Source organism: Shinella sp. BE166, from assembly GCF_051201095.1.
Taxonomy (GTDB): domain Bacteria; phylum Pseudomonadota; class Alphaproteobacteria; order Rhizobiales; family Rhizobiaceae; genus Shinella; species Shinella lacus.
In genome coordinates this window covers 42,415-65,388 of the sequence record NZ_JBPEHL010000017.1, presented here as the reverse complement: position 1 = coordinate 65,388, position 22,974 = coordinate 42,415, and the positions used below count along the sequence as shown (strand labels likewise).

Genomic DNA, 22,974 nt, shown 5'->3' with positions numbered 1-22,974 from the left:
CAAGACCCGGAAAGCCGTGATTCGCCGCGCTTCCCGTCTTCCGCGACAACCTGGAAAGACTTCTGAATGACTGACACACCCGAGACCGAAAACGGCCCGGCCGAGTATGGCGCAGATTCGATCAAGGTCCTGAAGGGGCTTGATGCGGTGCGCAAGCGCCCGGGCATGTATATCGGTGACACGGATGACGGTTCGGGTCTGCATCACATGGTCTACGAAGTCGTCGACAACGCGATCGACGAGGCGCTGGCCGGCCATGCGGATATCGTGACCGTCACGCTGAATGCGGACGGTTCCGTGACGGTCACCGACAACGGCCGCGGCATCCCGACCGACATCCACAAGGAAGAAGGCGTTTCGGCGGCCGAGGTCATCATGACCCAGCTCCACGCCGGCGGTAAGTTCGACCAGAATTCCTACAAGGTTTCGGGCGGCCTGCACGGCGTGGGCGTTTCGGTGGTGAATGCGCTCTCGGTCAAGCTGAAGCTGAAGATCCGCCGCGCGGGAAAAATCCACGAGATGAGCTTCACCCATGGCGTGGCCGACAGCCCGCTGGTGGTGACCGGTGATTGCGGCGACGAGACCGGCACGGAAGTGACCTTCCTGCCCTCGTCGGACACCTTCACCAACATCGAATTCGTCTATTCGACGCTGGAGCACCGCCTGCGCGAACTGGCCTTCCTGAATTCCGGCGTGCGCATCCTGCTCACTGATCGCCGCCACTCGGATATCAAGCAGGACGAGCTGATGTATGAGGGCGGCCTCGAAGCCTTCGTGCACTATCTCGACCGCGCCAAGAAGTCGCTGGTCTCCAAGCCCATCGCCATCCGCGGCGAAAAAGACGGCATCACCGTCGAAGTGGCCATGTGGTGGAACGACAGCTACCACGAGAACGTGCTCTGCTTCACCAACAACATCCCGCAGCGCGACGGCGGCACGCATATGGCGGGCTTCCGCGGCGCGCTGACCCGCCAGGTCGTCTCCTATGCCGATACGTCCGGCATCATGAAGCGCGAAAAGGTGACGCTGCAGGGCGAGGATTGCCGCGAAGGGCTGACGGCGGTGCTGTCGGTCAAGGTTCCGGATCCGAAATTCTCCTCGCAGACCAAGGACAAGCTCGTCTCGTCCGAGGTTCGCCCGGTTGTCGAAAACCTCGTCAACGAGGCGCTCTCCACCTGGTTCGAGGAACATCCGTCGGATGCCAAGATCCTCGTCGGCAAGGTGGTGGAAGCAGCCGCCGCCCGCGAAGCCGCGCGCAAGGCCCGCGAACTGACGCGGCGCAAGGGCGCGCTCGATATCTCGTCGCTGCCCGGCAAGCTCGCCGACTGCTCCGAGCGTGACCCGGCCAAGTCCGAAGTCTTCCTCGTCGAGGGTGATTCGGCCGGCGGCTCGGCCAAGCAGGGCCGCTCGCGCGAAAACCAGGCCATTCTTCCGCTGCGCGGAAAAATCCTGAACGTCGAGCGCGCGCGCTTCGACAAGATGCTGTCCAGCCAGGAAATCGGCACGCTAATCACCGCGCTCGGCACGTCGATCGGCAAGGACGAGTTCAACGCCGACAAGCTGCGCTACCACAAGATCATTATCATGACGGACGCCGACGTCGATGGCGCGCATATCCGCACCCTGCTGCTCACCTTCTTCTTCCGGCAGATGCCGGAGCTGATCGAGCGCGGCCATCTCTACATCGCCCAGCCGCCGCTCTATAAGGTGGCGCGCGGCAAATCGAGCCAGTACCTGAAGGACGAAAAGGCGCTGGAAGAGTACCTGATCAATGCCGGTCTCGACGATGCGACGCTGGAGTTGGGCTCCGGCGAAGTGCGCGCCGGCCAGGATATCCGCGAGCTGATCCAGGATGCGCTGCGCCTGCGCACGCTGATCGATGGCCTGCATTCGCGCTACAGCCGCTCGATCGTCGAACAGGCGGCGATTACCGGGGCGCTCAACCTCGAACTCAGCCATGACCGCGACGCCTTTGCCGCCAAGGCGCAGGAGGTGGCCCGCCGCCTCGACCTGATCGCCGAGGAGACCGAACGCGGCTGGACCGGCTCGGTCGCGACGGACGGTGGCCTGCGCTTCGAGCGCATGGTGCGCGGCGTCAAGGAATTCGCCCATATCGACATGGCGCTGATCGGTTCGGCCGATGCCCGCCACATCGACCAGCTCTCGGCGCGGTTCCTGGAAACCTACACTGTGCAGCCGGTGCTGCGCCGCAAGGATGGCCAGGTGGAAATCACCGGTCCGCGCGCCCTGCTCGACGCGGTCTTCGCCGCCGGCCGCAAGGGCCTGTCGATGCAGCGCTACAAGGGTCTCGGCGAGATGAATGCCGAGCAGCTCTGGGAAACGACGCTCGATCCGAACGTCCGCTCGCTGCTGCAGGTGCGGGTTCCGGATGCGACGGATGCCGATGGCCTCTTTGCCCGCCTGATGGGCGACGAGGTGGAGCCGCGCCGCGACTTCATCCAAGAAAACGCCCTCAGCGTTGCCAACCTCGACATCTGATCCCTAAAGAGCCGCCGCGAGGCGGCTCTTTCATTTCAGGGGTCAGGCGGAAAACCGGCCTTCGGAAACGAACTCTTCGACCGCCTTGCGCCCGCTCGGCACCTCGCGTTTCATCAGGTCCTCCGGCAGCGTCTCCTTGGGCGCGATCTTGCCGATGGCGACTGCCGCCTCCACGCGAAAACCTTCCGGAACGTCCAGAACCTGCATGGCCTTCGCGCGGTCGATGCCGCCCATGCCGTGGGCGTGGTAGCCGGCATGGATGGCCTGGAGGGCGAGATAGGCCCAGGCGGCGCCCGTATCGAAAGCGTGGGTATAGGCCGGCCGCATCTCGCCGTCGGCATTCTTGCGGTGGGTCTGGGAGATGATCACGGCGAGCACGGCGGCCTTGTCCGCCCAGCGGCGGTTGCCCTCGTCGAGCGTCTGGTAGATCGTCTCGAAGGCCTCGGTGCCGCGATGGCCGTAGACGAAGCGCCAGGGCTGGCCGTTGGCGGCCGAGGGTGCCCAGCGCGCCGCCTCGAACAGCGACAGCAGCGTCTCCTGCGGCATGGCCTCGCCGGTGAAGGCGCGCGGCGACCAGCGGTCGAGGAAAATGGGGTCGATGGCGTGATCTGCGGTGCGGCCGGTCTTGTCAGTCATTGCAGTCCTCGAATGTGGGTTTTTTCCGGGGCAACTCTAGACCCGGCGCCCGCCGGCGCGAAGCGGTAAAATCACGTCTCTGTCGCATTGTCGAACGGGGGGCGGAGGCAATATAACGCTTGGCGAACACGTCAGAACGGCATCGCGAAATGGGAGATATCCGATGAGCTTCAAAGACCCGAGCCTGCTTCGCCAGGCAGCCCTGGTGGGCACCCGCTGGATCGAAGCGGATTCGAGCGGCATAGCGGTGAAGAACCCCGCGACCGGCGAACTCGTCGGCTACGTGCCGAAACTGGGCGCAAAGGAGACGAAGGAAGCGATCGACGCCGCTGCCGCCGCCCAGAAGGGCTGGGCCGCCCGCACCGCCAAGGAACGCTCGGCCGTGCTGCGCAAGTGGTTCGATCTGATGATCGAGAACAAGGACGACCTCGGCCGCATCCTGACGATGGAACAGGGCAAGCCGCTGGCGGAAGCCACCGGTGAAATCGTCTATGGCGCAAGCTTCGTCGAGTGGTTCGCCGAAGAGGCGCGCCGCGTCTATGGCGACATCATCCCCGGCCACCAGAAGGACAAGCGCCTGCTGGTGATGAAGCAGCCGATCGGCGTCGTCGCGGCGATCACGCCCTGGAATTTCCCGAATGCCATGATCACCCGCAAGGCAGGCCCGGCCTTTGCCGCCGGCTGCGCCATGGTGCTGAAGCCCGCCTCGCAGACGCCGTTCTCCGCCATTGCCATAGCCATCCTCGCCGAGCGCGCCGGCCTGCCCGCCGGCCTGTTCAGCGTCATCACGGGCTCGGCCCGCGAGATCGGCGCGGAGATGACCGCCAACCCGATCGTGCGCAAGCTCACCTTCACCGGCTCGACGGAAATAGGCGCCGAGCTTTACAAGCAGTGCGCCCCGACCATCAAGAAGCTCGGCCTCGAACTCGGCGGCAATGCGCCCTTCATCGTCTTCGACGATGCGGATCTCGATGCGGCCGTCGAAGGCGCGCTGATCGCCAAGTTCCGCAACAACGGCCAGACGTGCGTCTGCGCCAACCGCATCTATGTGCAGGATGCGGTCTATGACGCCTTTTCCGAAAAGCTCGCCACCGCCGTCGGCAAGCTGAAGACCGGCAACGGTTTTGACGAAGGCGTGGTGCTCGGCCCGCTGATCGACCAGTCGGCGCTGGAAAAGGTCGAGGAACACGTTTCCGACGCGCTGAAGAAGGGCGGCCGGGTCGTGCAGGGCGGCAAGCGCCATGCGCTCGGCGGCACCTTCTACGAGGCGACCGTCATCGCCGACGTGACGACCGACATGGCCGTCGCCCGCGAAGAGACTTTCGGGCCGGTCGCGCCGCTCTTCCGCTTCAAGGACGAGGACGACGTCATCGCCCAGGCGAACGACACGGAATTCGGCCTCGCCTCCTATTTCTACGCCAAGGAACTGTCGCGCGTCTTCCGCGTCGCCGAGGCGCTGGAATATGGCATGGTCGGCGTCAATACCGGCCTGATCTCCACGGCGGAAGCGCCCTTCGGCGGCGTCAAGCTGTCCGGTCTCGGACGCGAAGGCTCGAAATACGGTATCGAGGAGTTCATGGAAGTCAAATATGTCTGCCTCGGCGGCATTGCCTGAGCAGCATTGATTGTGAAGACCCGGCCGGCATCACGCCGGCCGGTTTCCGTTTTGAGAGGGAAAAGATCGTGGCAGCACCCAGAAACGCCTTCAAGGCAGCCCTTCGCGAAGGCCGGTTCCAGCTCGGCCTGTGGGTGGCGCTCGGCAGCGCCTATGCCGCGGAAATCCTCTCCGGCAGCGGCTATGACTGGCTGCTGATCGACGGCGAACATGGCCCGAACGACATGCCGCTGATCAGCGCGCAGATCGGCGCGCTGCGTCATTCGCCGAGCCACGCCATGGTGCGCCCGCCGATGGGCGAGGCCTGGCTGTTGAAGCAGCTACTCGATCAGGGTGCGCAGACCTTCCTCATTCCGATGGTCGAATCGGCGGCCGAGGCGGAGGCGCTGGTGCGCGCCGTACGCTATCCGCCCCATGGCATTCGCGGCGTCGGCGCCGGCCTCGGGCGCGCGAGCGATTTCAACCGTGTGCCGGACTATCTCGCGACCGCCAATGACGAAATCTGCCTGATCGTGCAGATCGAAAGCCGGGCGGGCCTTGCCGCGATCGACGAGATCGCCGCGGTGGAGGGCGTCGACGGCCTGTTCATCGGCCCGTCGGACCTCGCAGCCGACATGGGCTTGCTCGGCGATCCCGGCGCGCCGGAGGTGCTGGCGGCGATCACCGATGCCTTTCAGCGCATCAAGGCGGCGGGCAAGGCGCGCGGCATCATGACCGTGTCGCTGCCGCAGGCCGAAATCTACCGCGATCTCGGTGCGGATTTCATGGCGATCGGCACCGACGTCACCTGCCTCGTCTCCGCGGCAGACGGCCTGCGCCGCCGCTTCCTGGGTGAGGAGAAGACCGGCGAACGCAGCGGCTACTGAGCGGCCGCGATGGCCGTGAGCCTGGGCATCGGCACGTCCGGCGTCCAGGCCTTGAAGTCGACGATGCGGCGAACCAGCTTTTCCGCATGGTGGTTGGCGATCTCGCGCATGCGGTGTTCGAGAAACGGATTGTCGAAGCGCTCCAGCGTTGCCGCGACATAGTCTTCCGCCTGTTTGCCCAGTCCTTTGGCGGCGAAACCCGGAATCACCTCATCACGATAGATCGTTAGAAGCCTCTCGCGAATGCCGGTATCGCGAAGAATCACTTTTACCGTCTCGTCAGCCGGCCGGTTTTCCTTCATCCAGATATCCGCCAGCACCGTATGACCGAGATTGAGGATGTGCAGCTTGAGCTTTTCGTAGGGCGTCAGGTCGTCGACGACGAGAACGTTTGCGTGTCTGCACGGCACCGTCAGGCCCGGCTGGTTTTCGATCGCCCAGAGCGCATAGGGTTCCGCAATCGCGCCGGCCGGCTTGATGGGCTCGGAAACGATCCGGTCGACCAGAGTATTCGCCCAGATCACCTTCTCCGATAGCCAGGCCGAGAATGCGGAATCCGGGTAACGATCGGCTTGCAGCCCGAGCACGAGCCGCTTCAGCACCTCGCCGTTTCGCGAGATGAGTTCGCAGGGCAGCATGGTAACCGGGCGTTCGCCCGCCTGAAAGCGGGCATGCAGCAGCGCCAGCAACTTCCCCGGAAAGGAGGCCGGCACGGTGCCGGCGAGATCGACCGGCCCGATCCTGTAGCCGGTATCGCCGGTATTGGAGAGCACGACCTCGGCCTCGTCGCAAAAAATCCGGATGACCTCGTCCCAGTCGCTCGCCGCCGAAAGCGTACGCGCGACGCTGGTGACGCGCTGTTCGCGGTTGATCTCCCGGCCGTCCTTGCGCCCGCGCACGATCACCGGAAAGCCGCCCGGTGCTGCAAGGGCCGCAAGCCGGCCGGCGCGCTCCGGCGAGCCCGTCGTCTGCACGACCGTGATGCGGCCGAGCGCCTCGCCCTTCTCCAGCGCTTCGCCGACGAAGAGATCCGCATGGGCCTGCAAAAAGCGGCTGGTTCCGAATTGCAGGATGGGTGTGCGCATGGCGGTCTCGTCAGTTGATGGATTGCAGCAGGGTTTCGCGCGCCGATTTCAGGTGGCGCCGGCAGGCATCCTCGATCTGCGAGGGATCGCGCGAGCGCAGCGCCGCGATATAGACGAGGTGTTCCTCCATGGCCCGCGCATTGCGCTGGCGGGCATTCGTCTTGTTCCACTGGTAGTGATAGTGGAAGACGATGGCGATGACGTCGTAGAAATCGACGATGAAACGGTTCTTCGAAGCGCGGTGCACCAAGAGGTGGAAGCGCTCGTCCAGCTCGGAAAAATCCAGGTAACGATTTTCGATATCGCCGAGAATGGAATGGTGCACCGCCTCGATCGCATCGAGCTCCAGCCAGGCGGGATGCTCTGCCGGCAGGCGCGCGAAGGCGGCGGCCGAGCGCAGCTCGAACATTTCGCGCACCTCCGTCAGTTCCAGCGCGAACTCGCGGGTAAAGCCCTTCAGCACCCAATGGCTGTTCGGCCGCTTCTCGATGAGGCCGAAGCGGCTGAAGCGGATGAGGAATTCGCGCACGCTGGTGGTGCCGATGCCGATCTCGCGCGCCAGTTCCAGCTCGTTGATCTGCATACCCGGCTCCGCGCCGCCGGCGAGAATCCGGCGCATGAAGCTGCGCTCGATGATTTCGGAGAGCGAATCCGTCTCTTCCGTCGGAAAATAGTCAGAGGCGAGCGGCTTGCGCAGCACAATCTTGCGGCGCTTCTCCCAGGCGAGCAGCCCGACATCTTCAAGCCGGGTCAGGATCGCGCGCACGGTCGTGCGGCTGACGCCGAGCGCGGCGCCAAGCTCGGGCTCCGAGGGCAGGCTTGCCGATTGCTCGAGCAGCTTGACGCAGCGATTGAAGGCGTCCTTGAAGACGTTGTTCTGTTTGGCCATGGGTGCCGCCGGTTCCTGGGATGTCGCGTCCCTTAATGGCTGATCGGGCAAATGACCAGGCGACCAGCCGCATCGCGTCCGCCGTCGGCATCCTCCGTTTCCTCCTTCGTGCATATTACCCATTGACGACGATCTGTCTATTGCCGATAAAAGACAAATGCCGGCGAGAGGACGCCGGCCGGGAGGATGCATGAAGACGCGGACCATCGGCAGGACAGGCCTGGCCGTGACCGAATATGGTTTCGGCACCGCAGCGCTTGGCGGGCTCTACCGGGCCTGCCCTCGCGACGCGGCGATGGCGACGCTCGATGCCGCCTGGCAGGAGGGCGTACGCTATTTCGACACCGCGCCCTGGTATGGCTTCGGCCTGGCGGAGCGCCGCACCGGCGATTTCCTGCGCGACAAGCCGAAGGGCAGCTACGTGCTGTCCAGCAAGGTCGGCCGCATCATGGTGCCCGTTGCCGACGACAAGGTGCCGGCCTACGGCTATGTCGATCCGCTGCCCTTCGATGTGCGCTACGACTACAGCTATGACGGCATCATGCGCTCGGTCGAACTCAGCCATGCGCGGCTCGGGCTGAACCGTATCGACATGCTCTATGTGCACGATATCGGCGTCTATACGCATGGTGCCGAGCGCAACGCCTTTCACCTGCGCGCGCTTCTCGACTCCGGCTTGAAGGCGCTGGACGAACTCAAATCCTCCGGCGCCATCAAGGCCTACGGGCTTGGCGTCAACGAGGTGCCGGTCTGCCTGGATGTGCTGCGGCATGCCGATCTCGACTGCATCCTGCTTGCCGGGCGCTATACGCTGCTCGACCGTTCCGCGGCCGCGGAACTTCTGCCGCTCTGCGAGGAGAAGGGCACCTCCCTCGTGGTGGGCGGCGTGTTCAATTCCGGCATCCTGGCGACGGGGCCGGTCGAAGGCGCGCATTTCGACTATATGCCGGCAACGCCGGAGGTGGCGGGCAAGGTGCGCGCGATGATGGAGATCGCGCGCGGGCAGCATGTGCCGCTCGCCGCACCGGCGCTGAAATTTCCGCTGGAGCATCCTTCCGTCGCCTGCGTGCTTCTCGGCACGGCGAAGCCGGAAAGCCTTCACCGCAATATGGCGCTCGCGCGCATGACGTTTTCGAAAGACATTTATCCGGCTTTCGAGCCGCATATACTCGTTGCGCCGGAACTGGGAGACGACGCCGTCCGGCAATGATTTCGATCTGGGAGGATCGGCAGAACCATGTTGAAGGGTATTCATCCGCTGCTCGGGCCGGACCTGCTGTACGCGATCTCGACCATGGGCCATGGTGACGACATCGTCATCGCGGACGCGAATTTTCCGTCGAGTTTTCTCGGCCCCGAGGTGATCCGGGCGGACGGCGTCGATGCGGTGTCGATCACCGAGGCCATCCTTGCCCATATGCCGCTCGATACTTTCGTGCCCGAGGCCGCCTGGCGCATGGAGGTCGTCGGCGATCCAGCGGCGGTGCCGGACATCTGCGTCACCTTCCAGGATCTCGTTCGTCGATTGGCCGGCGACTTCACGGTGCATGCTGTCGAGCGCTTCGCCTTCTACGAGATGGCGAAGAAGGCCGCCTATATTGTCGCCACGACGGAATTCCGGCTTTATGGCAATATCATTCTGAAAAAGGGTGTCGTGCACCCGCATGAGGTCTACCGGGTCTGAACGCCTGCAGCCACCGTTTGGGAGGACGGATGGCGATGACTGGAATGCCTGAAAGGACACGGTTTTTTGCAAGGGATTGCTTGCTTGCCAAGGAGGGCAGGCGGGTATAGCGTGAAGCAATACTGTTTTTTATCGATAAAAGATCGAGTTGTCCGCTTCCTGCGACGCGATCGCATAAGCAACAGGGAGCACTAGAGAGGAGAAATCTGATGAGCATTGTAAGATCGCTTCTGTCTCGCCGCGCCTTTACGGCGCTGGCGGGTGCCGCAGTCCTCGCCACCATGGCCCCTGCCGCGTCCTTCGCGCAGGAGGTCACCATCCCGATCATCGTCAAGGACACCACGTCCTTCTACTGGCAGATCGTGCTTGCGGGTGCCCGCGCCGCCGGCAAGGATCTCGGCGTCAATGTGCCGGAGCTCGGCGCGCAGTCGGAATCCGACATCAACGGCCAGATCAGCATCCTCGAAAACGCCGTCGCGGGCGGCCCGGCCGCCGTCGTCATCTCGCCGACGGAGTTCAAGGCGCTCGGCAAGCCGGTCGATGAAGCGGCGAAGTCCGTGCCGATCATCGGCATCGACTCGGGCGCGGATTCCAAGGCCTTCACCTCGTTCCTGACGACCGACAATGTGCAGGGCGGCCGCATCGCCGCCGATGGCCTCGCCGCGGCGGTCAAGGCCGCGACGGGCAAGGAAGAGGGCGAGATCGCCATCATCACCAGCCTGCCGGGCGTCGGCTCGCTCGACCAGCGCCGTGAAGGCTTCCTGGATGAGATCAAGACCAAGTATCCGGGCCTCAGCGTCGTTGCCGACAAATATGCGGACGGACAAGCGACCACCGGCCTCAACATGATGACCGACCTCATCACCGCCAACCCGAACCTCGTCGGTGTCTTCGCCTCCAACCTCATCATGGCGCAGGGCGTGGGCCAGGCGATCGCGGAAAACAAGCTCGGCGACAAGATCAAGGTCATCGGCTTCGACAGCGACGAAAAGACCGTCGGCTTCCTCAAGGAGGGCGTGCTCGCCGGCCTCGTCGTGCAGGATCCGTACCGCATGGGCTATGACGGCGTGAAGACGGCGCTCGCCGTTTCCAAGGGCGAGAAGGTGGAAACCTTCGTCGATACGGGCGCCAACCTCGTGACCAAGGAAAACATGGCCGATCCGAAGATCGATGCCCTGCTGAACCCGAAGATCTGATCGGTTTCACGCAGCGCGTTTGACGATCTCCCGCCCGGGCCGCATGATCCGGGCGGGACGCTTTCCACGCAGTCGGGAGGAGACAGCGATGAGCAGCCTTGAAGAGCTCAGCCATCGGCACGAAGACGAGGCGAAACTCGCCGAATCCGAAACGGTGCCGCGCGGCGCGCCGATCCTCGAACTGCGCGGGCTTCAAAAGAAATACGGCCTCGTCGAAGCGCTGAAGCCGGCGACGGTGACGTTCCTGGCGGGCGAAATCCACGCCATCGTCGGCGAGAACGGTGCCGGCAAATCGACGCTGATAAAGCTCCTTACCGGGGTTATCCGGCGCACGGCGGGCGAGGTTTTCTGGTGCGGCAAACCCGTGCAGCTCGCGACACCGACCGAAGCCATCAAGCGCGGCATCAATGCCGTGCACCAGGAGGTCGTGCTCTGCGCGCATCTCTCCGTCGCGGCGAACATGTTTCTCGGCGACGAGATGGATCGCTACGGCCTGATGCGCAAGGGCGCCATGGAGCGTGCGGCGCAGGCCGTGCTCGACGATCTCGGCTTCCTGCTGCCGGCGGGCGCCCTGCTCGGCAGCCTCACCATCGGCCAGCAACAGCTCGTCGCCACCGCCAAGGCCGCCATGCGCGGCATCCGCTTCCTCATCTTCGACGAACCGACCGCCTACCTGACGCGCCAGGAATCCGCCCAGCTTTTCCGGCTCATTCGCCGGCTACGCGATCAGGGCGTGACCATCGTCTATATCAGCCACCGCATGGAAGAGGTCTTCGAGCTTGCCGACCGTGTCTCGGTCCTGCGCGACGGCACCCATGTCGGCACGCGCCTTATCAGCGAGACCAACGACAACGAGCTGATCGCGCTGATGATCAACCGCACGATCGAGCAGATCTACCACAAGGAAAAAGTGCCGATCGGCAAGGCCATCGTCGAGACGAAGGGGCTTTCGGGACCCGGCTTCGAGGATGTGTCTCTGACGGTGCGTTCCGGCGAAATCGTCGGTCTTTATGGGTTGATTGGTGCCGGGCGCAGCGAATTCGCGCTCGGCCTCTATGGTCGCCAGCCGCTTTCCGCCGGCGAAGTTTTCTGGGATGGCAAGAAGGTCGACATCCGCAATGAACGCGACGCCATGGAGCTCGGCATCGCGCTGGCACCGGAAAGCCGGCGTGACCAGGGTCTCTGCCTCAACCTGCCGATCGGCCTCAACATCAACCTGCCGATCCTCAAGCGGTTGAGTTCGGGGCTCCTGATCCGCAAGGGCGACGAGGCGGCGAATGCCGACCAGCAGATCCGCAACCTCAGCATCAAGACGCCGTCGCGCCGCGTGCTCGCCTCCGCCATGTCCGGCGGCAACCAGCAGAAAATCGTTATCGGCAAGTGGCTCAGCCACGGCGCCAGGCTGTTCATCTTCGATGAGCCGACGGTCGGCGTCGATGTCGGCACCAAAGCGGAAATCTACCGCCTGTTCGGCGAACTCCTGAAAAAGGGCGCCGGCATTATCCTGATCTCGTCCTACCTGCCGGAGGTCTACGAGCTTTCCGACCGGCTGCATGTGTTCCGCGGCGGCCGGCTCGTCGCCAGCCACGACCACCGGGCGGCCTCGCACGAGGACGTCCTGACCCAGGCCATCGGCATTTAGAGCAATACCAGCAAAAGTGCGAAGCGGTTTTGCGTCCGGGATTGCGTGAAAACATGCAGTGCCGCCGCGCGACAAAGGAGAAGAAACATGAGCGTGGAGACGACGACGGAAAGCGCACCGGCACCGAAGAAGGGCACGAACATCCTGCTCGGCCTGACGCTGCTCGGCCTTTTGCTGTTCCTCTGGCTGCTGCTCGGTCTGTCGACCAATGCCTTCTGGTCGCCGAACAATATCAGCAACCTGCTGCGCCAGGGCGCCATGACGGCGATCCTGGCCGTTGGCCAGACCTTCGTGATCATCACCGCCGGCATCGACCTCTCGGTCGGCGCCATCGTCGGCTTCACCAGCGTCATCGTCGCCTGGTTGCTCCAGGCGGGCGTGCCGCTCTGGGCGGCGATCATCCTGACGCTGCTGATGGGCGTGGCGATCGGCGCCTTCCATGGTTTCGGCATCGTGCGCATGGGCCTGCCGCCCTTCATCATCACGCTCGCCACGCTCACCTCGCTGCGCGGCATCGGCCTGCTCATCACCAACGGCTCGACGATCTCGATCAACCATGAAGGCTTCACCAACTTCTCGCGCACCGATTTCCTCGGCGTGCCGAGCCTGTTCTGGATGGTCATCCTGGTGGCGATCCCGGCCTTCGTCTTTCTGCACCTCTCGCGCTGGGGGCGTTATCTCTTCGCAGTCGGCTCGAATGCCGAGGCGGCGCGGCTTTCCGGCGTCAATGTCAACCGCACGATCTATCTCGCCTATATCCTGTCCGCCACCTGCGCCGCCTTCGTCGGCCTGCTGCTCGCCTCGCGCATCGGCATCGGCAATGCCACGCAGGCGGAGGGCTGGGAATTGCAGGCGATCGCCTCCTCGGTTATCGGCGGCACCAGCCTGTTCGGCGCGGTCGGTTCGGTGCACGGGCCGCTGCTCGGCGCCTTCATCCTGGCGACCATCAACAACGGCGCGAACCTCCTGAACGTCAACTCGTTCTGGCAGCGCATCATCACCGGCTTGCTGATCATCGTCATCGTCTATTTCGACCAGCTGCGCCGCCGCGGAAGCCGTTGAGATGAAGACAATCGTCTGTGTCGAGCCCGGCCGCCTGGAGGCGGTCGAACGGGAGAATCCGGCTACGCTTGCCGAAGGGTGGGTGCGCCTCGCCATCAGCCATGTCGGCATCTGCGGCACCGACTATCATATTTTCGAGGGCAAACATCCGTTCCTCGAATACCCGCGAGTCATGGGCCACGAAGTCTCCGCCACCGTCGTCGATCCCGGCACGAGCGCGTTTGCCGTCGGCGCTCCCGTCGTCGTCAACCCGTATTTGTCCTGCGGCACCTGCGTCGCCTGCCGGCGGGGCAAGCCGAACTGTTGCATGGCGATCCGCGTGCTCGGCGTACACACGGACGGCGCCTTCTGCGAGGAGATCGCGCTCCCGGCGGACAATCTTTATCCGGCTGAGGGTCTATCGTTGGAAGCGGCCGCGACCGTCGAGTTCCTGGCGATTGGTGCCCACGCGGTCCGCCGTTCGCAAGCGTCGGCCGGGTCTCGGGCGCTGGTCATCGGCGCCGGCCCGATCGGCCTCGGCACCGCGCTCTTCTCGCGTATCGCCGGCCATGCAGTGACGCTGATGGACACGTCCGCCGAACGCCTCGCCATTGCGGCGGAGCGTTTTGGTTTCGCAAGCGGCATTCTCGCGGGAGAGACAGCCGCCGAAGGGGTATCCACGGCGACCGGTGGCGACGGTTTCGATGTCGTCTTCGACGCGACGGGCTATGCAAAATCGATGGAGGCGGCCTTCGCCTATGTCGCCCATGGCGGCGCCCTGGTGCTCGTCAGCGTCGTCAAGGACGAGATCCGTTTTTCCGATCCGGAATTCCACAAGCGGGAGATGACGCTGGTCGGCAGCCGCAATGCCACGCGCGCCGATTTCGAGCATGTCATGGCAAATATCCGCGCCGGCCAGGTGCCGGTCGAAGCGCTCGTCACGCACCGCACCACGCTCGACCGCGTGCCCGTGGACCTCGCCCGCTGGGCGACGGAAAAATCGGGTCTCATCAAGGCCATTGTGCGCGTTGCAGCATAGGGCGGCGTGATCTCGCACCCGCCGGATTTGTTCATGTCCGCGAAAGGTCTGGGGCCTACCATGCTCTTGGACCGGTCGGTTCCGGTCTGTTGCTCCGCAGCGAAAACGTGTTAGTCTTTCGCACCTGCGGAAACCGGGATGATCCGGACGAGGCGGCCATTCCGGCCTGCACTGTCCAAGACGGGGTGTCGCGTTCAATGTATTATCAGCTCTATGAAATGAACCATGCGATGATGGCGCCCTGGCGCGCCGTCGCGGACCAGATACGGATGGCGTTCCGCAACCCGCTCAATCCGGTCTCGCACACCTATTTCGGCCGCACCATGGCCGCGGGCTTCGAGGTCCTCGAACGCTCCACCCGGCGCTACGGCAAGCCTGAATTCGACCTCCCGACCACGCTCATCGACGGCAAGACCATTTCCGTGCATGAGAAGGTTGTCTGGAAGCAGCCCTTCTGCAATCTCGTGCATTTCGAGCGCTGTTTGCCGGCCGGCCACCGCCGCGATCCGAAAGTGCTGATCGTCGCGCCGATGTCCGGCCACTATGCGACGCTGCTGCGCGGCACCGTCGAAGCGCTGCTGCCGCATGCGGAAGTGCACATCACCGACTGGATCGACGCGCGCATGGTGCCGCTCTCCGACGGCACCTTCGATCTCGACGACTATATCGACTATGTCATCCAGATGCTGCATGCGCTGGGGCCGGATACCCATGTCATCGCCGTCTGCCAGCCGGCCGTGCCGGTGCTGGCCGCCGTTGCCGTCATGGAAGCCGATGACGATCCGCTGTCGCCCTCGACCATGACGCTGATGGGCGGGCCGATCGACACGCGCATCAACCCGACCGCCGTCAACAAGCTGGCGGAAGAAAAGCCGATCGACTGGTTCCGCGACAATGTCATCATGCCGGTGCCGTGGCCGCAGCCGGGCTTCATGCGCATGGTCTATCCGGGCTTCCTCCAGCTTTCCGGTTTCATGTCGATGAACCTCGACCGCCACGTCGTCGCCCACAAGGAGTTCTTCGCCCATCTCGTGAAGAACGACGGCGATGCGGCCGAAAAACACCGCGATTTCTACGACGAATACCTGGCGGTCATGGACCTGACGGCGGAATTCTATCTCCAGACGGTCGAGACCGTGTTCATGAAACATGCGCTGCCGAAGGGCGAGATGATGCACCGCACGCGTCCCGTCGATACGGCGGCGATCCGCAAGGTGGCGCTGCTCACCGTCGAAGGCGAGAACGACGACATTTCCGGCGTCGGCCAGACCCAGGCGGCGCAGACCATCTGCACCAACATTCCGGACGACATGCGCATGCACTACATGCAGCCGGATGTCGGCCATTACGGGGTCTTCAACGGCTCGCGCTTCCGCAAGGAAATCGCGCCGCGCATCCTGTCCTTCATCGCCGAGCATGCCCGCAGCGAGAAGGCAAAGGCGGTGCCGCGTGTCATCAAGGGCGGAAAATCAGGCGCTGCCGCCTGATTTTCTGGGCCGCTTTCAGGCACTTGCCCGAATTTACCGGGCATTGTCTTGAACGCGATCCGTGCTCTGCCCACATCGGAATCATCGGAAACCAGGGTGGTTTCCGCCGATCGTGAGGAAGATTGCACATGAACCAGTCAGCGCTTATCCGTCCGGACTGGACGCCTGCGACCATCGCCCTGATGGTGCTCGGCTTCGTGGTGTTCTGGCCCCTCGGCCTAGCCATGCTTGCCTACATCATCTTCGGCGATCGCCTGAAATCCTTTAAGAAAGATGCCAACGAAACGGTTGATGGCCTGTTCGCCTCCTGCCGCAGCAAATGGGGTGGCCGCCGCGGCGGTTCCTCGTTCCGCAGCGCCACCGGCAATGTCGCCTTCGACGACTGGCGCGATGCCGAATTGTCGCGCCTCGATGAGGAGCGCCGCAAGCTCGACGAGATGCGCGAAGAATTCGATTCCTACGTCCGCGAGCTTCGCCGCGCCAAGGACCAGGAGGAGTTCGACCGCTTCATGCGCGAACGCCGCGCCTCCGGCCACGGCGACGTCCCGGGCTTCCCGGCGACGTGAAGCCGGTCTCCGGCTTCTTCGTGACGACCGACCGGCGCCTCGTGCGCCGGTTTTTCGTTGAGGCGTTTCAGTCGGGCCCGAATCGGCTATGAAAGGTGCCATGTTCTCCTCGCTTCGCAAGCCCCGCAAGGCCCTGAAGACGCCGCCTCCGCCGGAGACGCGCGAACTCGACGTCAATGGCCGGCGCCTGCCGCTGACCATCCGGCGCGACCTGCGCGCGACCCGGCTGACGCTGCGCATCGAGCCCGGCGGCCGGGCGCTGCGCATGACGGTGCCGAATGGCGTACCGGAGCGCGATATCCGCGATTTCCTCGATCGCCATCAGGGCTGGCTGATGACGAAGCTCGCCAAGTTCCGCTCGACCAACGAGCTGGCCGACGGCGGCTATGTCATGATCCGCGGCGTCTCGCACCGCATCGAGGCGACGGGCCGGCTGCGCGGCCTGACGGAGGCCCTGATCATCGAGGACGAGGCGGTGCTGCGCGTCGGCGGCATGGAAGAAAGCATCCCGCGCCGCATCAGCGATTTTCTGAAGAAGGAAGCGCGGCTGGAGCTCGATCGACTGGTCGCGGTTCACGCCGGCCGCGTCGGCAAGAGGGTCAAGTCGCTGACGCTGCGCGACACGCGCAGCCGCTGGGGCTCCTGCTCGGTGGATGGCGCGCTCAGCTTCTCCTGGCGCATCGCCATGGCGCCGCCGCATGTGATCGATTATCTCGCCGCGCACGAAGTGGCGCATCTGCGCGAGATGAACCACAGCCCGGCCTTCTGGACGCTCTGCGAGCAGCTCTGCCCCGGCATGGAAGACGCCAAGCGCTGGCTGAAGCGCAATGGCAGCCTGTTGCACGCGGTGGACTTCGGCTGACGCTATTCAGAATTCAGCGACGATCAGCGAGGGCGTCGCGGATTTTCTTGTCGGTATTATACTGCCCGAGCGCATAGACGGCCCAGATGGCGGCCGGCAGCCAGCCGATCAGCGTGATCTGCAAAATGAGGCAGATAATGCCCGCGATCGGCCGCCCGATGGTGAAAAACACGAGGAAGGGCAGAAGGATGGCGATGATGAGCCGCATGGAGGTCTCCGGTCGATGTCTTTTGTGAATATGGGTCCGCCTGGCGCCCATGCAAGGGTGCCGGTTTGGTTGCCGGTTTCGGGCGATCCACCGCCGTCTTTCGGCTCGACTCTTCGGGAAAATCGTGCGACTTCCCTCCCCATGAAACTCGACATTAAAATCTGCGGACTGAAGACCGAGGAGGCCGTCGACAAGGCCGTTTCGCTCGGTGCCAGCCATATCGGCTTCATCTTCTTTCCCAAGAGCCCCCGCAACATTGAGCCGTCGGATGCCGGGCGTCTGGCAGACCGCGTGCGCGGCCGCGTTAAAATTGTCGCCGTCACGGTCAATGCCGACAATGACACGCTCGACGAGATCGTCGACCAGCTCTCGCCGGACATTCTCCAATTGCACGGCAGCGAAACGCCGGAACGCGTGCTGAACGTCAAAGCGGTCTATGGCCTGCCGGTCATGAAGGCCCTTTCGGTGCGCGACGCGGATGATCTGAAGAAGGTCGAGCCCTATATCGGCATTGCCGATCGCTTCCTGTTCGATGCCAAGCCGCCGGCGGGCTCCGAGCTTCCGGGTGGCAATGGCGTGTCCTTCGACTGGACGCTGATGCATTTGCTTGACGGAAGCGTCGATTACATGCTTTCCGGTGGGTTGAACAAGGATAACCTCGCCGAGGCCATCGAGCTCACCGGCGCGCCGGGCATCGATGCCAGTTCCGGGCTCGAAAGCGCCCCGGGCGTCAAGGATCTCGGCCTGATCGAAGCGTTTTTTGAAGCGGCAAGAAAAGCGGAACGCGAGACCGCCGTCGCAGGGAGAGGCAAGTGAACCAGTCACCCAACCTGAATTCGTACCGGGAAGGTCCGGACGAGGACGGCCGTTTCGGCATTTTCGGCGGTCGTTTCGTTGCCGAAACCCTGATGCCGCTGATCCTCGAGCTTCAGGAAGAATGGGACAAGGCGAAGACCGATCCCGCCTTCCAGGCCGAACTCAAGCATCTCGGCACCCATTATATCGGCCGCCCGAGCCCGCTTTATTTCGCCGAACGGCTGACGGAGCATCTTGGCGGCGCAAAAATCTATTTCAAGCGCGAAGAGCTGAACCACACCGGTTCGCACAAGATCAACAATTGCATCGGCCAGATCCTGCTCGCCAAGCGCATGGGCAAGACGCGCATCATCGCGGAAACTGGTGCCGGCCAGCACGGCGTGGCGTCTGCCACCGTCGCCGCGCGCTTCGGCTTCCCCTGCGTTGTTTATATGGGCGCGACCGACGTCGAGCGTCAGGCACCGAACGTCTTCCGCATGAAGCTGCTCGGTGCGGAGGTTCGCCCCGTCACCGCCGGCAGCGGCACGCTGAAGGACGCCATGAACGAGGCGCTGCGTGACTGGGTCACCAATGTCGAGGACACCTATTACCTGATCGGCACCGCCGCCGGCCCGCATCCCTATCCGGAGCTGGTGCGCGATTTCCAGGCGGTGATCGGCACGGAAGCCCGCGAGCAGATTCTCGAAGCCGAAGGTCGCCTGCCGGATATGGTCATCGCGGCCGTTGGCGGCGGTTCCAACGCCATCGGCATCTTCCATCCCTTCCTCGACGACAAGAGCGTCCAGATCGTCGGCGTCGAAGCCGGTGGCAAGGGCCTCGATGGCGACCTGCACTGTGCCTCGCTCACCGCCGGTTCGCCGGGCGTGCTGCACGGCAACCGCACTTATCTGCTGCAGGATGCCGACGGCCAGATCAAGGAAGGCCACTCCATCTCCGCCGGCCTCGACTATCCCGGCATCGGCCCCGAGCATGCTTGGCTGCACGAGATCGGCCGCGCCGAATATGTGCCGATCATGGACGACGAGGCGCTGGAAGCCTTCCAGCTTCTGACCAGGCTCGAAGGCATCATTCCGGCACTGGAGCCGAGCCACGCCATTGCCGAAGTCATCAAGCGTGCGCCGAAAATGGGCAAGGACCAGATCATCCTGATGAACCTCTCCGGCCGCGGCGACAAGGATATCTTCACCGTCGGCAAGATCCTCGGCATGGAGCTTTAAGATGACCGCACGCATGGACAAACGTTTTGCGGATCTCGCGGCCGTCGGCCGCCCGGCCCTCGTGACCTATTTCATGGGCGGCGATCCGGATTATGCGAGCTCGCTGGAGATCATGAAGGCGCTGCCCAAGGCCGGTTCCGACGTCATCGAGCTCGGCATGGCCTTTTCCGACCCCATGGCCGATGGCCCCGCCATCCAGCTCGCCGGCCAGCGCGCGCTGAAGGCCGGCCAGACGCTCGCCAAGACGTTGCAGATGGCCCGCGACTTCCGCCGGGAAGACGATGCGACGCCGATCGTGCTGATGGGCTACTACAACCCGATCTATATCTACGGCGTCGACCGCTTCCTCGACGACGCGCTCGATGCCGGCATCGACGGCCTGATCGTCGTCGACCTGCCGCCGGAAATGGACGACGAACTCTGCATTCCCGCCGTCGCCAAGGGCGTCAACTTCATCCGTCTCGCAACGCCGACGACGGACGAAAAGCGCCTGCCGACCGTGCTGAAGAACACCTCCGGCTTCGTCTACTATGTCTCGATGAACGGCATTACGGGTTCGGCCCTGCCGGATCCGTCGCTGATCGGCGGTGCCGTCGGCCGCATCAAGGCGCATACGGCGCTGCCGGTCTGCGTCGGCTTCGGCGTGAAGACGGCGGAACATGCGCGCGCCATCGGTGCCGCCGCGGATGGAGTCGTCGTCGGCACGGCCATCGTCAACCAGATCGCCTCCAGCCTCACCGCGGATGGCAAGGCCAGCGCCGCCACCGTTGCCGGTGTCGAGACGCTGGTGATGAGCCTCGCCTCGGGCGTGCGTGCATCGCGCCTTGCGGCGGCGGAATAAAGTCCCCACATGGGACGGGATAAAACGGGAGTCTAGACCGTGAACTGGATCACGAACTACGTTCGGCCCAAGATCAACTCGATGCTTGGCCGCCCCAACCGGGATGTTCCGGAAAATCTCTGGATCAAGTGCCCGGAAACCGGCGAGATGGTGTTTCACCGCGATCTCGAGGAAAACAAGTGGGTCATCCCGGCTTCGGGCTACCACATGAAGATGCCGGCGAAGGCGCGTCTCAAGGACCTCTTCGATGACGGCGTCTACGAGTCCCTGCAGCAGCCGAAGGTGGCGCAGGACCCGCTAAAATTCCGTGATTCGAAGAAATACACGGACCGCCTGCGCGACAGCCGCACCAAGACCGACCTGGAAGACACGATCCTCGCCGGCGTCGGAAAGATGCGCGGCGTCAAGCTCGTCGCTGTCGTGCACGAGTTCGCCTTCATGGGCGGCTCGCTCGGCATTGCCGCCGGCGAGGCCATCATCAAGGCCTTCGAGCGTGCCATCGCCGAAAAGTGCCCGCTTGTCATGTTCCCCGCCTCCGGCGGCGCGCGCATGCAGGAAGGCATCCTCTCGCTGATGCAGCTTCCGCGCACCACGGTCGCGGTCGAGATGCTCAAGGAGGCCGGCCTTCCCTATATCGTCGTGCTTACCAACCCGACGACCGGCGGCGTCACGGCCTCCTATGCCATGCTGGGCGATATCCACCTTGCTGAGCCGGGTGCTGAAATCTGCTTTGCCGGCAAACGCGTCATCGAGCAGACGATCCGCGAAAAGCTGCCCGAGGGCTTCCAGACGTCGGAATACCTGCTGGAACACGGCATGGTCGACCTCGTCGTCAAGCGTCACGACATTCCCGACACGCTGGCGCGTCTTCTGAAGATCCTGATGAAGAAGCCCGCAACGGTGTCCTTGCCGGTCGTCACGAACGGCGCCGTCGCCATCGCGGCGCAGTAAAAAGCCGCACCGCGCGAGGGCAGCATGTCGATGGTCACGGTCAGCGAAGCGGCAGCGGAGATCGAAAAACTTCTCGGTCTCCATCCCAAGGGGTTCGATCTTTCGCTGGACCGGATCACGCGGCTCCTGTCCGCGCTCGGCGATCCACATCTGAAACTGCCGCCGGTCATCCATGTGGCCGGCACCAACGGCAAGGGCTCCGTCACCGCCTTCTGCCGCTCGATCCTGGAGGCGCAAGGCCTCGGCGTCCACGTCCACACGTCTCCGCACCTCGTCAACTGGCACGAGCGCTACCGTATCGGCGTCAGGGGCGGCCGGGGTCAGCTGGTGGAAGACGCCGTGCTGGCCGATGCCGTGCGCCGCGTGGCGGAGGCCAATGGCGGGCAGAAGATCACCGTCTTCGAAATCCTGACGGCCGTCACCTTCGTGCTCTTTTCCGAGCACCCGGCGGATGTGGCGATCATCGAGGTCGGCCTCGGCGGCCGCTTCGATGCAACCAATGTCATGCCGCGCCCCGCCGTTTGCGTCATCATGCCGATTTCGCTCGACCATCAGGCCTATCTTGGCGACCGTGTCGAACTGATCGCGGCGGAAAAGGCCGGCATCATGAAGCGCGGCGTGCCCGTCGTCATCGGCTACCAGTCGGAAGAGGCCGCGCGCGACGTGCTGATCGAGACGGCCGAACGGCTCGGCTGCCCGCATGCCGTCTACGGCCAGGATTTCATGGCACATGAGGAATATGGCCGCCTCGTCTACCAGGACGAATTCGGCCTTGCCGACCTGCCGCTGCCCCGCCTGCCGGGCCGCCACCAATATGGTAATTCCGCCGCGGCGATCCGCGCCGTCAAGGCCGCCGGCTTCGCCATCTCCGAGCACGCACTGGAACTGGGCCTTGCCCGCGTCGAATGGCCCGGCCGCCTGCAACGCCTGACGGACGGCGCGCTGATGCGGCTTGCGCCGCGCGGCAGCGAGATCTGGGTCGATGGCGGGCACAATCCTGGTGCCGGGCAGGTCATTGCCGAGACGATGGCGAATTTCGAGGAACGCGATCCGCGTCCGCTCTTCCTCGTTACGGGCATGATCAACACGAAGGACCCGGTCGGCTATTTCGAGCCGTTCCGCGGCCTCGCGGAACGCGTCTTCACCGTGCCGATCCGCGGCTCGGATGCCGGCCTAGACCCGGTGTCGCTCGCCGATGACGCAGCGCGCGCCGGCCTAGAGGTCGAGCCGCTCTCGACGGTGGCCGATGCCATTGCCGAAATCGGCCGCATTACCGAGGAAGACTCGGTGCCGCCGCGCATCCTGATCGGCGGCTCGCTCTATCTCGTCGGCGATGTGCTCGCCGACAACGGCACGCCCCCCACCTGAAACGAAAAAGCCCGGCGCGAGGCCGGGCTTGAAGGGTATTCCGTCGCGGCCGATCAGGCGGCGCTGGAAATCCAGGAAGAGAGCGCGGTCTTCGGGGCGGCACCGACCTTGATGTCGGCCACTTCGCCGCCCTTGAACATGGCGAGCGTCGGGATCGAGCGCACGCCGAACTGCGCGGCCAGTTCCGGGTTCTCGTCGATGTTGAGCTTGGCGACCTTCACCTTGCCGGCGAGTTCGGTGGCGATTTCTTCGAGCGCCGGGGCGATCATCTTGCACGGACCGCACCATTCAGCCCAGAAATCGACGACGACCGGCTCTGCGGAATTCAGAACTTCGGCCTGGAAATTGGACTGGTCGACTTTAACGGTAGCCATGAGGCTCTCCTTGAACGGTGATTGTTGTACAAGATGTGATGCCGCCGGCCTCCCGTTTCAAGGGCCGGCATCGCCCTTCCGGGCAATGGATC

Annotated in this window: 22 protein-coding genes; 17 read left to right on the top strand and 5 right to left on the bottom strand. The window is 64.0% G+C overall.

The window, feature by feature from the left end; all coding sequences use genetic code 11:
- Positions 1-66 precede the first annotated feature (66 nt).
- On the top strand, positions 67-2,499 hold the full coding sequence (gene gyrB, locus J2Y63_RS28980) for a DNA topoisomerase (ATP-hydrolyzing) subunit B (protein ID WP_435268959.1): 2,433 nt from the start codon (positions 67-69) through the stop codon (positions 2,497-2,499).
- A 42-nt stretch (positions 2,500-2,541) separates the two neighbouring features.
- Here the strand turns inward: gyrB and J2Y63_RS28975 are convergent, their stop codons facing one another.
- Positions 2,542-3,135 carry a nitroreductase family protein gene (locus J2Y63_RS28975; RefSeq protein ID WP_435268958.1) on the bottom strand — a complete coding sequence of 198 codons (594 nt, stop codon included), beginning with the start codon at positions 3,133-3,135 and terminating at the stop codon, positions 2,542-2,544.
- Positions 3,136-3,298: 163 nt separating this feature from the next.
- On the opposite strand from J2Y63_RS28975, the gene gabD reads away from it, so the two are divergent.
- Both gabD and J2Y63_RS28965 read left to right on the top strand, forming a co-directional pair.
- Positions 3,299-4,750 carry an NADP-dependent succinate-semialdehyde dehydrogenase gene (gene gabD, locus J2Y63_RS28970; RefSeq protein ID WP_435268957.1) on the top strand — a complete coding sequence of 484 codons (1,452 nt, stop codon included), beginning with the start codon at positions 3,299-3,301 and terminating at the stop codon, positions 4,748-4,750.
- Between the two features lie 68 nt (positions 4,751-4,818).
- On the top strand, positions 4,819-5,616 hold the full coding sequence (locus tag J2Y63_RS28965; protein WP_435268956.1) for an aldolase/citrate lyase family protein: 798 nt from the start codon (positions 4,819-4,821) through the stop codon (positions 5,614-5,616).
- Here the strand turns inward: J2Y63_RS28965 and J2Y63_RS28960 are convergent.
- Together J2Y63_RS28960 and J2Y63_RS28955 are read right to left on the bottom strand one after the other, a co-directional pair.
- Positions 5,610-6,701, bottom strand: coding sequence for a mannitol dehydrogenase family protein (locus tag J2Y63_RS28960; protein ID WP_435268955.1), 1,092 nt, complete (start codon positions 6,699-6,701; stop codon positions 5,610-5,612). The genes J2Y63_RS28965 and J2Y63_RS28960 overlap by 7 nt on opposite strands.
- 10 nt (positions 6,702-6,711) lie before the next feature.
- Positions 6,712-7,590: an FCD domain-containing protein gene (locus tag J2Y63_RS28955; protein WP_435268954.1), complete on the bottom strand. Its 879-nt coding sequence runs from the start codon at positions 7,588-7,590 to the stop codon at positions 6,712-6,714.
- Positions 7,591-7,780: 190 nt separating this feature from the next.
- Between J2Y63_RS28955 and J2Y63_RS28950 the strand changes: the two genes are divergently transcribed.
- The 9 genes from J2Y63_RS28950 to J2Y63_RS28910 all read left to right on the top strand — a co-directional run bounded on the left by J2Y63_RS28950 (position 7,781) and on the right by J2Y63_RS28910 (position 17,107).
- A complete protein-coding gene (locus J2Y63_RS28950; protein ID WP_435268953.1) occupies positions 7,781-8,800 on the top strand; it encodes an aldo/keto reductase in 1,020 nt (339 codons plus the stop codon).
- 27 nt (positions 8,801-8,827) lie between these two features.
- Complete coding sequence (locus J2Y63_RS28945) at positions 8,828-9,274, top strand: RbsD/FucU family protein (RefSeq protein WP_435268952.1); 447 nt, start codon at positions 8,828-8,830, stop codon at positions 9,272-9,274.
- Positions 9,275-9,483: 209 nt separating this feature from the next.
- Entirely contained in the window at positions 9,484-10,470 is a 987-nt protein-coding gene (locus J2Y63_RS28940; RefSeq protein ID WP_435268951.1) for an ABC transporter substrate-binding protein, read from the top strand.
- An 88-nt stretch (positions 10,471-10,558) separates the two neighbouring features.
- Positions 10,559-12,112: a sugar ABC transporter ATP-binding protein gene (locus J2Y63_RS28935; RefSeq protein WP_435268950.1), complete on the top strand. Its 1,554-nt coding sequence runs from the start codon at positions 10,559-10,561 to the stop codon at positions 12,110-12,112.
- An 87-nt stretch (positions 12,113-12,199) separates the two neighbouring features.
- Positions 12,200-13,174 carry an ABC transporter permease gene (locus J2Y63_RS28930; RefSeq protein WP_256120439.1) on the top strand — a complete coding sequence of 325 codons (975 nt, stop codon included), beginning with the start codon at positions 12,200-12,202 and terminating at the stop codon, positions 13,172-13,174.
- Position 13,175: 1 nt separating this feature from the next.
- Complete coding sequence (locus J2Y63_RS28925) at positions 13,176-14,192, top strand: zinc-binding alcohol dehydrogenase family protein (RefSeq protein ID WP_435268949.1); 1,017 nt, start codon at positions 13,176-13,178, stop codon at positions 14,190-14,192.
- A gap of 197 nt (positions 14,193-14,389) precedes the next feature.
- Positions 14,390-15,679 (top strand): polyhydroxyalkanoate depolymerase, encoded by a 1,290-nt coding sequence (gene phaZ / locus J2Y63_RS28920; protein WP_435268948.1) that lies wholly within the window; start codon positions 14,390-14,392, stop codon positions 15,677-15,679.
- Between the two features lie 128 nt (positions 15,680-15,807).
- On the top strand, positions 15,808-16,245 hold the full coding sequence (locus J2Y63_RS28915) for a DUF2852 domain-containing protein (RefSeq protein ID WP_435268947.1): 438 nt from the start codon (positions 15,808-15,810) through the stop codon (positions 16,243-16,245).
- A gap of 100 nt (positions 16,246-16,345) precedes the next feature.
- A complete protein-coding gene (locus J2Y63_RS28910) occupies positions 16,346-17,107 on the top strand; it encodes a M48 family metallopeptidase (RefSeq protein ID WP_435268946.1) in 762 nt (253 codons plus the stop codon).
- 13 nt (positions 17,108-17,120) lie between these two features.
- On the opposite strand, the gene J2Y63_RS28905 is transcribed toward J2Y63_RS28910, so the two are convergent.
- Complete coding sequence (locus J2Y63_RS28905; RefSeq protein ID WP_256120434.1) at positions 17,121-17,315, bottom strand: YqaE/Pmp3 family membrane protein; 195 nt, start codon at positions 17,313-17,315, stop codon at positions 17,121-17,123.
- A 141-nt stretch (positions 17,316-17,456) separates the two neighbouring features.
- Between J2Y63_RS28905 and J2Y63_RS28900 the strand changes: the two genes are divergently transcribed.
- The 5 genes from J2Y63_RS28900 to J2Y63_RS28880 are packed head-to-tail and all read left to right on the top strand — an operon-like array spanning position 17,457 to position 22,508.
- Entirely contained in the window at positions 17,457-18,131 is a 675-nt protein-coding gene (locus J2Y63_RS28900; RefSeq protein WP_256120433.1) for a phosphoribosylanthranilate isomerase, read from the top strand.
- On the top strand, positions 18,128-19,348 hold the full coding sequence (gene trpB, locus J2Y63_RS28895; protein ID WP_435268945.1) for a tryptophan synthase subunit beta: 1,221 nt from the start codon (positions 18,128-18,130) through the stop codon (positions 19,346-19,348). Before J2Y63_RS28900 ends, trpB begins: the two co-directional genes overlap by 4 nt.
- Before the next feature lies 1 nt (position 19,349).
- Positions 19,350-20,189 (top strand): tryptophan synthase subunit alpha, encoded by an 840-nt coding sequence (trpA, locus tag J2Y63_RS28890; protein WP_435268944.1) that lies wholly within the window; start codon positions 19,350-19,352, stop codon positions 20,187-20,189.
- 39 nt (positions 20,190-20,228) lie between these two features.
- Positions 20,229-21,140, top strand: a complete 912-nt coding sequence (accD, locus tag J2Y63_RS28885) for an acetyl-CoA carboxylase, carboxyltransferase subunit beta (protein WP_435268943.1) — start codon at positions 20,229-20,231, stop codon at positions 21,138-21,140.
- A 24-nt stretch (positions 21,141-21,164) separates the two neighbouring features.
- Positions 21,165-22,508: a bifunctional folylpolyglutamate synthase/dihydrofolate synthase gene (locus J2Y63_RS28880; RefSeq protein WP_435268942.1), complete on the top strand. Its 1,344-nt coding sequence runs from the start codon at positions 21,165-21,167 to the stop codon at positions 22,506-22,508.
- Positions 22,509-22,561: 53 nt separating this feature from the next.
- Here J2Y63_RS28880 and trxA read toward each other — a convergent pair whose 3' ends face one another.
- Entirely contained in the window at positions 22,562-22,882 is a 321-nt protein-coding gene (gene trxA, locus J2Y63_RS28875) for a thioredoxin (protein ID WP_160861395.1), read from the bottom strand.
- Positions 22,883-22,974: the final 92 nt, after the last annotated feature.